Origin of the sequence: Zhihengliuella alba (assembly GCF_039538765.1) — a bacterium.
GTDB classification, from domain to species: Bacteria; Actinomycetota; Actinomycetes; order Actinomycetales; family Micrococcaceae; genus Zhihengliuella; species Zhihengliuella alba.
This window is the reverse complement of record NZ_BAABCJ010000005.1, coordinates 83,733-93,882: the sequence shown is the minus strand read 5'-3', so window position 1 is coordinate 93,882 and position 10,150 is coordinate 83,733. Positions and strand designations below refer to the sequence as shown.

Genomic DNA, 10,150 nt, shown 5'->3' with positions numbered 1-10,150 from the left:
GTCAGGGCCTCAGTTCCATGACGGTCTTGCCGATCCGGATCCGCTGGCCGGGATCCACCGGCTGCGCGCGGGTCAGCGGCGACTCGCCGAGGTAGGTGCCGTTGGTCGAGCCGAGGTCCTCGATGAACCACCGGGAGCCCTGCGGGAAGAGACGCGCGTGCCGCGCCGAGGCGTAGTCGTCCACCAGGACGAGCGTCGCCTCCTGCGCACGGCCGAGCAGGATCGGGCTGGCCGCGAGCTCCACCTCGGTCCCGGACTGGGGCCCCTCGATGAGCACGAGCCGGTGGACCGTCTGGCGGGGCGGCGCCTGCGGTGCCGCCGCGGGTGCGTCCGCCTCGGCCGGTGCGTTCGCGGTACGCGCGCGCTTGCCGATCATGAGGTCGCGCCGCAGCGCGCCGAGGACACTGAGGATCAGGATCCACAGCAGGATGAGGAAGCCGAGGCGCAGCGCGGTGAGGGCGAGTTCTGTCACGAGCGTTCTCCAGAGCTTTGGGGCAGCAGTCGGAACGTGATGCGCGAACGGCCCATGGTGATGATGGAGCCGTCGAACAGCTCCGCGCGGCCGTCGATCTTCTGGCCGTTGACGTAGCTCCCGTTGGTGGAGCCGAGGTCCACGGCGTAGGTGCGGCCGTTCTCCTGCCGGATCTCGAGGTGCTTGCGCGAGACGCCCGTGTCGTCCACGGGGATGTCGGCCTGCGAGGAGCGGCCGAGGATGATCGAGTCGGAGTTCAGGCCGTACCGCTTGCCGCCGAACTGGAGGATGGGCTGCACGCGCTGCTGCACGTCGGGTGCGGGGGACGCCGCGGGGGCGGGGGGTGCCGGAGATGCGGCCGACGGCTCGCCCTCCCGTGCGATGGAGGCGGAGACCTGGATCTCGCCGTCGCGCAGCTCCTCGTCCTCGCGGAAGGCGACGGACACATCGCCGGTGAGCGCGTAGTGCTGGCCCTTGGCGTGCTGGACGACGACGTCGCACAGCTCCTCGGCGAGGGCCGTGCCGAACTTCTTGATCCGCTCGAAGTCCGAGCCGGCGAGGGACACCTGGAAGTCATTGGGGGCGATGGTCCGGGTCTGCGACACCGTGAGGGTGCCGTGGTCCATCTCGTTGCGGATCTTGCTGGCGATCTCCACCGGCTGGACCCCGCCGCCGCCGGACCCGCGGAAGACGCTGGTGACCAGTTTCTCGAGGCCGCGCTCAACGTTGTCTACCAAGCCCATTGGCGCTGCTCCTTCCTGCGTTTCCGTCGGTTTCCGTTGCCCGGCGTGGGCCGGTACGCGCCCTCCAACTGTGCGCATGACGCTGGCGCCGCAGGGCGCGGCGTTGGGACGATACTACTTGCCATGCCTGAACCCGGCGTCTGGCCGGGCACGGGGCACCCCCAATCGCAACGAAACCGCAACCCCTCGGGTTCCCGGCGGCGACGGCGGGATATCCGGCCGGGTGGCCCGCGGCAGCCCGGGGACGGAGGCGTCGATTAGGTAGTTCGCTCCGCTCATGCTTATGATTGTTCTCGCTGTTCGGCGAGTGATCGACGAGCACAACTCATGCGCGAGTGGCGGAATTGGCAGACGCGCTGGCTTCAGGTGCCAGTGCCCGCAAGGGCGTGGGGGTTCAAGTCCCCCCTCGCGCACACAGTTTTCATACGGAAGGACCGGTTCTCCTGCGGGAGGGCCGGTCCTTCCTGCATCCCCGGCGCATGAGATCCGCCACGAATCGCGCACCCAGGCCGCACGCTTCCCTAGAATTGAAACGTCTCGGCCCGGTTCCCCGGGCCAGGGGACCAATGACTCGACACCGCCGTCGGACCTATCTGTAGTGTGAATCACATGCATAGACTGGCTCGAGCGGCCGCCTCCACCCGGACGGCCGTGCAGACCACGACCGCCGCGCGGAAGGAGTTCAGTGGCTGAGAAGACCCCGCATCAGAACGTCTCGTTCGAATCGGAGGGCCGCCAGGCCCACGGGTACATCGCGATCCCCCAGGGCGGCAGCGGCCCGGGCGTCATCGTCGTCCAGGAGTGGTGGGGCCTGACCGACCACATCCGCGATGTCGCCGACCGCCTCGCGGCGCAGGGCTTCGTCGCCCTGGCCCCGGACCTCTTCGGGGGCTGGATCACGCACGACGCCGACGAGGCCGGGGACATGATGTCCCGGCTCCCCGCCGAGGAGGGCGCCCGCCTGCTGGCCGGCGCCACCGACTACCTGCTCTCGCGCGACGAGGTCACGAGCCGCACCGTCGGCGCCGTCGGCTTCTGCATGGGCGGCGGGTTCGTCCTGGCCCTTGCCGCGCAGCAGCGCGAGAAGGTCTCGGCGGCCGTCCCGTTCTACGGCGTCGGGCAGGCCGTCCCGGAGAGCTACACGGACCTGACCGCGTCCGTGCAGGGCCACTACGCCCAGCGGGACTCCATGTACCCGGTCGAGCAGGCGCGTGAGCAGGAGGAGCAGATCCGCCGCGAGTCCGGCGCCGACGTCACCTTCCACTACTACGACGCCGACCACGCGTTCCACAACGACGAGAACACCGCCGGCAACTACGACCCCGAGAACGCCCGACTCGCGTGGGACCGCGCCGTCTCATTCCTGCGGGCGAACGTGGAGTAGCCGGCGCCCGCCCAACCGCCACCATTTCGTACCGGAGCCCTCCGGGGCTCGACCACCAAAGGAGAAACACATGTCCGGAACTGTCATCGTCGGTGTCGACGGAAGCACCACGTCCTTCAAGGCGGCCACCCGCGCCGCAACCGTCGCCGCAGGCCTCGGCGCCCCGCTCACCGTGGTGACGGCCTACGCCAAGGACAGCACCGAGGTCGTGGAGATCGGCAACGACACCTGGGTCCTGGACAGCGCCGAGCAGGCCGAGAAGCTCACCAACCAGGTGGCCTTCAAGCTCCGCGAGGTCGTGCCCGGCGCGACCATCCAGACCAAGGCCGTCCGCGGCAAGCCGACCGATGCCCTCGTGACGGCCGCCGAGGACCTCCAGGCGCAGCTGATCGTCGTCGGCAACGTCGGCATGAAGGGTCTGGGCCGCCTGCTCGGCTCCGTCGCCACCTCGGTGGCGCAGAACTCCCCCTGCGACGTCTACATCGTCAAGACCGACCAGTAGCCCCGGCGGGCCCGCCTCGGCGGCGGGTCCACGGAGTACGACGGCGCCGCTCCCCGTGCAGGGGGGCGGCGCCGTCCGCGTCGGCGACGGCGAGCAGGGGCGCCCCGCCGCGGTGCGCTCCCGGGACGTCGTGGCGCCCTGGCCGGGGTGACGCGGCCGCGCGTCACAGAATGTCGGAAACAGGCTTCCGCGTGGCGAGAGGGCCGTGCCCGCCACTACGTTGTGCAGTAACCCAACGCTGCGTGCCGGCGCTTCGCCGTGCACGGGTGCAGCCCCACGATTCATCAGGAGGCCACATGCACAATCTCGAGAACCTGCGTCAGGAGGTGCTCCAGCGGAACCCCGGCGAGACGGAGTTCCACCAGGCCGTAGCGGAGGTCTTCGGAGCCCTGACGCCCGTGGTCGAGCGCCACCCCGAGTACGTCGAGGCGGGCATCCTCCGCCGCATGTGCGAGCCCGAGCGGCAGATCATCTTCCGCGTGCCGTGGACGGACGACGAGGGCAACGTCCAGGTCAACCGGGGTTTCCGGGTGGAGTTCAACTCCGCGCTCGGCCCGTACAAGGGCGGACTGCGGTTCCACCCCACCGTCTACCTCGGCATCGTGAAGTTCCTCGGCTTCGAGCAGATCTTCAAGAACGCGCTCACCGGCATGCCGATCGGCGGCGGCAAGGGCGGCTCCGACTTCAACCCCGCGGGCCGCTCCGAGGGTGAGATCATGCGGTTCTGCCAGTCGTTCATGACGGAGCTCTACCGTCACATCGGCGAGTACACGGACGTGCCGGCGGGCGACGTCGGCGTCGGCTCGCGGGAGATCGGCTTCCTCTTCGGCCAGTACAAGCGGATCACCAACCGCTTCGAGGCCGGCGTCCTCACGGGCAAGGGTGTGAGCTGGGGCGGATCGCTCGTCCGGCCCGAGGCCACGGGCTACGGCACGGTCATGTTCGCCGACCACATGCTCCGCACCCGCGGCCAGGGGATGGAGGGCCAGCGCGTCCTGGTGTCCGGCTCCGGCAACGTGGCGATCAATGCCATCGAGAAGGCGCAGCAGCTCGGCGCCGTGGCGGTGACGGCGTCGGACTCCTCCGGCTTCGTCGTCGACGAGGACGGCATCGACGTCGACCTCCTCCGCCAGGTCAAGGAGGTCCGGCGCGGGCGCATCGGCGAGTACGTGGAGCTGCGCGGCGGCCGTTCGCGCTTCGTCTCCGAGGGCAGCGTCTGGTCCGTGCCCGGCACCATCGCCCTGCCCTCCGCCACGCAGAACGAGCTGGACGAGGCGGACGCCAAGCGGCTCGTCGAGAACGGCGTGCTCGCCGTCGCCGAGGGCGCCAATATGCCGTGCACCCAGCGCGCGGTGGAGCTGTTCGGGGAGGCAGGCGTCCTGTTCGGCCCCGCCAAGGCGGCGAACGCCGGCGGCGTGGCGACGTCCGCCCTGGAGATGCAGCAGAACGCCAGCCGGGACTCGTGGAGCTTCGACTTCACCCACGACCGTCTGGAGCAGATCATGGGCGACATCCACGACCGCTGCCTGGAGACCGCGGACGAGTACGGGTCGCCGGGCAACTACGTGGCGGGCGCGAACATCGCCGGCTTCGTCAAGGTCGCCGACGCGATGCTGGCCCAGGGCCTGGTCTGACCTGAATTAGGCTGAGCGGCGTGGAAGAGAACGGTTTGCGCGTCGCATACGTGCCCGGAGTGACCCCCGGAAAGTGGCTCGGGCGCTGGCGGGACCGCCTCCCGGACGTCCCGCTGGACGCAGTCCTGTACGACGCCGGCGATCCCCGGGCGCTCCTGGACCTGCCGGCCGGGGACCCGGCCCGGGCCGACGTCGTGTTCGTCCGCGCGACCGCCGGGGAGCGGCTCGCCGACGACCTGCACCACGCGATCGCTCTCTACGAGGAACTGCCGGTGGTCTGCGCTCCGCGCGAGCACGACGTGGAGCTCTACGACGACGAGGTGCCGCTCGAGGACCTCGCGGACGAGGCGTTCCTCGACCTCGCCGACTACCCGCCCGAGGTGGGCGGGGCACGGATGGCCCTCGAGGTCGTCGGCACGGGGGCCGGCCTGGCCATCGTGCCGATGTCCGTCGCGCGGCTGTACCACCGCAAGGACGTGGTCCACCGGGTCGTCTCCGGCGCGGATTCGACCGCCGTCTCGATCGTGTGGCTGCGGCCCTCCCTGTCCGACCCGGCCTTCGACGACCCGGAGAGCCCCGAGTCGGAGCGGTTACGTCTCATCGAGGAGTTCGTCGGCGTGGTGCGCGGACGCAGCCCGGAGTCCTCGCGGCAGCCCTCGGTGCGCCAGCGGCAGCAGGAGGAGGCCGCCAAGGCGCAGCGGAAGCGCCAGTCCTCGGACCCCGGGCGCGGCACCGGCGGAGCGGGGAAGACCGGCGGGAGATCCGCTGGCAAGTCCACGGGCGGCAAGTCCCCGGGCGGGAAAGCGGGGGGCGGCCGACCGGGAGGCGGCAGGCCGGCGTCCGGCTCGGGCCGGAAGCCCGGCGGCAAGGGCCGAGGGCGCCGCTGAACATCCGCGCCGCCGCGCGCGGTGAGCACCCCGGGGAGGACATCCGGGGATTGCAGACAGAAAGGGGCGTGCCCCGGCTCTCGCCGGGGCACGCCCCCTCTGTCTCACGCCGAGCCGAATCCGGCGCGGGGTGGGGTTCTCTCGCTACGCGAGGGAGGACACCGCGTAGATGACGGCCGCGATGACGAAGGCCATCAGGGCGATCAGGGTCTCCAGGACGGTCCACGTCTTCAGGGTGGTCTTCACGTCCATGTCGAAGAAGCGGCCCACCAGCCAGAAGCCGGAGTCGTTCACGTGGGACGCGATGACCGAGCCGGCGGCGACCGCGATGACCATCGAGGCCAGCTGCATCTCGTTCAGGTCCGCGGCCAGGACGGCGGAGCTGAGCAGACCGGCCGTGGTGGTCAGGGCGACCGTCGCCGAGCCCTGCGCCACGCGGATGATGCTGGAGATGAGGAACCCGGCCAGGATGAGCGGGATTCCGAGGTCGCCGAGCACGTCCTCCAGCGCCGCTCCGATACCGGAGGTGCGCAGCACGCCACCGAACATGCCGCCGGCGCCCGTGATGAGGATAACCGAGGCGACCGGGCCGAGTGCGCCCTCGAGCGTCTGCTCGATCGCCGTCTTGCCCATGCCGCGGCGGATGCCGATGGCCAGGACTGCGACGAGGAGCGTGATGAGCAGCGCGACCGGTGTGGAGCCGACGGCCAGCAGGAACTGGAACCACCCGGCCTCGGAGGCGGACTCCGAGATCACGCCGGCGGAGGCGAGCGTGCTCAGGCCGGTGTTCATGAAGATCAGGACCAGGGGCAGGAGCAGGAGCGAGACGACCACGCCGAACCGCGGCGGGTTGGCCTCGTGCTCGGCACTGGCCTCGCCGAGGATGTTCGGGATGGGCAGCTGCCACTTCCGGCCAGCCCACTTGCCGAACAGGTAGCACGTCACGTACCACGTCGGCAGGGCGACGATGAGGCCGATGATCAGGACGTAGCCGACGTTCGCCTCGAAGAACGCGGAGGCGGCGACGGGTCCGGGGTGCGGCGGCACGAAGACGTGCATGACCGAGAACGCACCGGCGGCCGGCAGGCCGTAGAGGAGCACCGATCCGCCGAGGCGGCGGGCCACCGCGAAGACCACCGGCAGCATGACCACGAGCCCGGCGTCGAAGAAGATCGGGAAGCCGAACAGGAGCGAGGCGACGCCGAGCGCGAACGGGGCGCGCTTCTCGCCGAAGGTGTTGATCAGCGTGTCCGCGAGGATCTTGGCGCCGCCCGACTTCTCCACCAGCCGGCCCAGCATGGCGCCGAGGCCCACGAGGAGTGCCACGCTGGCCAGTGTCGATCCGAACCCGTCGGTCAGGGTGTCGATCACCGAGCCGGCCGGGATCCCCGTGGCGAACGCGGTGAGGAGGCTGATGAGGATCAGCGCCACGAACGCGTGGACGCGGAGCTTGATGATGAGGAACAGGAGCAGGAGCACTGCGGCGCCGGCGATGGCCAGCAGTGGTCCGGCGCCCAGGGTCTGGGTCCAGCCTTCGATTGTCATGGATTCTCCGTTGATTCTCTGACGTGGTCGCTCAAGCGCTCTGGGCGCTCTCGCGGTGGTTGTTGTCGGTGTGCTCGGCGATGACGGCCAGGGCTCGCTCCACGAGGTCGTCGATGCTGCCGTCGTTGACGATCCGCGCGCCGGCCTCGTCCTCCGTGAGCGGCTCGAGCGTCTTGAGCTGGCTCGGCAGCAGGCTCGGCGGCATGAAGTGGCCGCTGCGCGAGGACACGCGCTCGGTGAGCACCTCGGGATCGCCGTCGACGTGGAGGAAGAGCACGTCGCCGTCCGCCTCCCGCAGGAGGTCGCGGTAGGAGTGCTTGAGAGCGGAGCAGGTCACGACGCTGCCGAGCGCATCGCCGTCCTTCGCCTGGGCGCTCATCCAGTCCCGCATCTCGCGCAGCCACGGCCAGCGGTCCTCGTCGGTGAGCGGCACGCCCTCGGACATCTTGTCGATGTTCGCCTGCGGGTGGAACTCGTCCGCCTCGGCGTAGGGGAGCCCCAATCGCTCCGACAGCTTCTGGGCGAGGGTGGTCTTCCCGGTTCCCGAGACACCCATGACCACGATGTGCGTGGCGATGCCGTTGGGGTTGGAGGTCATGGAAACTCCTTGTGGACGTCGTTGGCCGTGCGGTGGTGCAGGTACGTCGGTCCCCGGGCTCCGGCCCGGCCGCAGCCGGGGATCCCTTGGCACCAACAGTGCCCTCTGGGGCCCGGTGTGACCAGACCCTCAGTGGCGATTCAGAAAAGATAGCATCTTTTCAGCGGTAAGGTAATACCAATCACAGGAATTAGGATGCTCCCATGCCCCTCGACGACGCCGCCGACCTGCTCCAACACCCCATCATCGAGGTGCTCGGACAGGAGATCGTCGACGGCGTGCATGCCCCGGGCGCCCGGCTCACCCTCGAGTCCCTGCAGGACCGCTTCGGCGTCTCGCGCACCGTCGCGCGGGACTGCATGCGCGTCCTGGAGTCGCTGCGCATGGTGTACTCCCGCCGCCGCGTGGGCCTGGTGGTCCGGGAGCCGGCGAACTGGACCAAGTACGACCGCCGCGTCATCCGCTGGCGGCTCTCCGGCCCCGGACGCGAGCGCCAGTACGCCGAGCTGACGGAGCTGCGCATCGCCGTCGAGCCCCTCGCCGCGGCGGGCGCCGCCGTCCGCGCCAGCGCCGAGGTCCGCCACGAGCTCCAGGATCTCGCCCGCCAGCTCCGGGTCCTCGGCGAGTCCGGGCGGCTCGAGGAGTTCCTCGCCGTGGACATCGCCTTCCACCAGCTCCTGCTGGAGGCCAGCGGGAACTCCATGTTCGCCGAGCTCACCGGCGTCATCGCCGAGGTCCTGGCCGGACGCACCCACCAGGGGCTCATGCCGCTGCAGCCGCAGCCGGAGGCCCTCGCGGAGCACGAGGCGGTGGCGGACGCCGTCGGACGCCGCGACCGGGCGGGCGCCGAGACCCACATGCGCTGGCTCGTGGACGAGGTCCGCCGGGCGCTCGCCGACGACCTGCCGCCGCACTGACGCCGCACCGGGGCCGGTGGCCGCGGGAGCGCTAGATTGGGACCCATGCGCGTTCCCGATTCCCAGACTTTCGTCCCCGTCATCCTCGGCGGGGACATCGGCACCTACTCGCTGGCCCGGGAGTTCCACGAGGCCTACGGGGCCGCGAGCGTGGCCGTCCCCGCCGGCACCAACGGCGTGCTGGAGCACTCGGTGGCCGTCGACGTCCGTCCGGCCGGCAGCATGGCCGAGGACGTCGTCGTCGAGCACCTCCGGCGCCTCGGCGCCGAGCTGAAGGGGGACGGGAACCGCCCGCTGCTGCTCTTCGGGTCCCTGGACCTGCACATCACCACCATCACGCGGAACCGGGCGTCGCTGGAGGAGTACTTCGTCATCCCGTACGTCCCGCTGGAGCTGGTGGAGCTGGCGGCGCTGAAGGAGAACTTCTACGAGCTCTGCGCGGAGCTCGGCATCGCGCACCCCCGGACCCACGTGTACGACGCCGGCTCCGGCGCCGTGCCGGACGACCTCCCGTACCCGCTGATCGGCAAGCCGTCCGACTCCTCGGCGTGGGTCGCGGCGAAGTTCGCCGGCAAGCAGAAGGTCCACACGATCCAGACGCCGGAGGAGTTGCACGACCTGCTGGGCCGGATCGACGCCAGCGGCTACGGCGGCCGGTTCATCCTGCAGGAGCTCATCCCCGGGGGCGACTCCAACATGAAGCTTGCGACCTTCTACTGCGACCCGGACGGGAGGGCGCGCTACGCGGCCTACGGCGAGGTGGCGGTGGAGGAGCACGCGCCGATCGTCCTGGGCAACTCCGCCGCGATCGTCTCCGGCATGCCGGACGCCGCGGCGGAGACGTTCGTGCAGCAGGGACGGCGCATCCTGGAGCGGCTCGGCTGGCGCGGCTTCGCGATGTTCGACGCCAAGCTGGACCCGCGCGACGGCGTGGTGAAGTTCTTCGAGCTCAACCCGCGGCTCGGCCGGAACCACTACTACCTCACGGCGGCCGCGGCCGCCGGCGGGCGGGACTGGGCCAACCCGGCGCGCGCGTACGTCCGGGACTTCCTGGGGCCGCGGTTCGAGGCCACGCAGCTCCCGTCCGGGCTGACGGTCTCCCGCGAGGAGATCCTGTACTCGGTGCTGCCCGCGCCGCTGCTGCGCCAGCACCTCGTGGGGCCGGTGGGCGAGCGCGCGGCGGCCCTCCTGAAGTCCGGCGACACCGTCAACCCGCTGGTCTACCGGGCGGAGCGGCACCCGCGCCGCTGGTTCTACGTGGCGGCGGCGCTGGCCAACCAGTTCCGCAAGTTCAAGCAGTACCCGCCCCGGCGCTGAGCTCCACCGTTGAGTGCCACCGCTGAGCTCAACCGCTGAGTGCCACCGTTGAGTTCCGCCACCGGATCGGGGCGCCGTGGCCCGGGGGACGGTTTCCCTCCACCGGCGGCCGGGGGCTGTCTGCGACAGGCCGGATCTGGCAAGCTGGCCA

10 protein-coding genes and 1 tRNA gene are annotated in these 10,150 nt (G+C 70.6%); 7 read left to right on the top strand and 4 right to left on the bottom strand.

Annotation, left to right across the window (positions count from 1 at the left end; genetic code table 11):
• Position 1: 1 nt before the first annotated feature.
• Together ABD784_RS10025 and ABD784_RS10020 are read right to left on the bottom strand one after the other, a co-directional pair.
• On the bottom strand, positions 2 to 472 hold the full coding sequence (locus ABD784_RS10025) for an FHA domain-containing protein FhaB/FipA (protein WP_344883796.1): 471 nt from the start codon (positions 470 to 472) through the stop codon (positions 2 to 4).
• A complete protein-coding gene (locus ABD784_RS10020; protein WP_344883793.1) occupies positions 469 to 1,215 on the bottom strand; it encodes a DUF3662 and FHA domain-containing protein in 747 nt (248 codons plus the stop codon). Before ABD784_RS10020 ends, ABD784_RS10025 begins: the two co-directional genes overlap by 4 nt.
• Positions 1,216 to 1,544: 329 nt before the next feature.
• On the opposite strand from ABD784_RS10020, the gene ABD784_RS10015 reads away from it, so the two are divergent.
• The 5 genes from ABD784_RS10015 to ABD784_RS09995 all read left to right on the top strand — a co-directional run bounded on the left by ABD784_RS10015 (position 1,545) and on the right by ABD784_RS09995 (position 5,622).
• Positions 1,545 to 1,628 (top strand) — tRNA-Leu (locus ABD784_RS10015).
• Between the two features lie 272 nt (positions 1,629 to 1,900).
• Complete coding sequence (locus ABD784_RS10010) at positions 1,901 to 2,599, top strand: dienelactone hydrolase family protein (RefSeq protein WP_344883790.1); 699 nt, start codon at positions 1,901 to 1,903, stop codon at positions 2,597 to 2,599.
• Between the two features lie 70 nt (positions 2,600 to 2,669).
• Positions 2,670 to 3,101 (top strand): universal stress protein, encoded by a 432-nt coding sequence (locus tag ABD784_RS10005; protein WP_344883787.1) that lies wholly within the window; start codon positions 2,670 to 2,672, stop codon positions 3,099 to 3,101.
• Between the two features lie 296 nt (positions 3,102 to 3,397).
• Positions 3,398 to 4,735, top strand: a complete 1,338-nt coding sequence (gene gdhA / locus ABD784_RS10000; RefSeq protein WP_344883784.1) for an NADP-specific glutamate dehydrogenase — start codon at positions 3,398 to 3,400, stop codon at positions 4,733 to 4,735.
• A gap of 20 nt (positions 4,736 to 4,755) precedes the next feature.
• Positions 4,756 to 5,622 carry a LysR family transcriptional regulator gene (locus tag ABD784_RS09995; protein ID WP_344883781.1) on the top strand — a complete coding sequence of 289 codons (867 nt, stop codon included), beginning with the start codon at positions 4,756 to 4,758 and terminating at the stop codon, positions 5,620 to 5,622.
• A 144-nt stretch (positions 5,623 to 5,766) separates the two neighbouring features.
• On the opposite strand, the gene ABD784_RS09990 is transcribed toward ABD784_RS09995, so the two are convergent.
• Positions 5,767 to 7,167, bottom strand: a complete 1,401-nt coding sequence (locus tag ABD784_RS09990; protein WP_344883778.1) for a GntP family permease — start codon at positions 7,165 to 7,167, stop codon at positions 5,767 to 5,769.
• 31 nt (positions 7,168 to 7,198) lie between these two features.
• Positions 7,199 to 7,765 (bottom strand): gluconokinase, encoded by a 567-nt coding sequence (locus ABD784_RS09985; RefSeq protein ID WP_344883775.1) that lies wholly within the window; start codon positions 7,763 to 7,765, stop codon positions 7,199 to 7,201.
• A gap of 203 nt (positions 7,766 to 7,968) precedes the next feature.
• Here ABD784_RS09985 and ABD784_RS09980 point away from each other — a divergent pair, with 203 nt between their 5' ends.
• Together ABD784_RS09980 and ABD784_RS09975 are read left to right on the top strand one after the other, a co-directional pair.
• Positions 7,969 to 8,682, top strand: a complete 714-nt coding sequence (locus ABD784_RS09980) for a FadR/GntR family transcriptional regulator (protein WP_344883773.1) — start codon at positions 7,969 to 7,971, stop codon at positions 8,680 to 8,682.
• Positions 8,683 to 8,727: 45 nt separating this feature from the next.
• A complete protein-coding gene (locus tag ABD784_RS09975) occupies positions 8,728 to 9,999 on the top strand; it encodes a carboxylate--amine ligase (protein ID WP_344883770.1) in 1,272 nt (423 codons plus the stop codon).
• The last annotated feature ends 151 nt before the right edge of the window (positions 10,000 to 10,150 follow it).

Bases quoted from the DNA above. Each gene is read 5' to 3' on its own strand.
- ABD784_RS10020 (WP_344883793.1), bottom strand. From the start codon at position 1,215: ATGGGCTTGGTAGACAACGTTGAGCGCGGCCTCGAGAAACTGGTCACC.
- ABD784_RS10005 (WP_344883787.1), top strand. From the start codon at position 2,670: ATGTCCGGAACTGTCATCGTCGGTGTCGACGGAAGCACCACGTCCTTC.
- gdhA (WP_344883784.1), top strand. From the start codon at position 3,398: ATGCACAATCTCGAGAACCTGCGTCAGGAGGTGCTCCAGCGGAACCCC.
- ABD784_RS09990 (WP_344883778.1), bottom strand. From the start codon at position 7,167: ATGACAATCGAAGGCTGGACCCAGACCCTGGGCGCCGGACCACTGCTG.
- ABD784_RS09985 (WP_344883775.1), bottom strand. From the start codon at position 7,765: ATGACCTCCAACCCCAACGGCATCGCCACGCACATCGTGGTCATGGGT.
- ABD784_RS09980 (WP_344883773.1), top strand. From the start codon at position 7,969: ATGCCCCTCGACGACGCCGCCGACCTGCTCCAACACCCCATCATCGAG.
- ABD784_RS09975 (WP_344883770.1), top strand. From the start codon at position 8,728: ATGCGCGTTCCCGATTCCCAGACTTTCGTCCCCGTCATCCTCGGCGGG.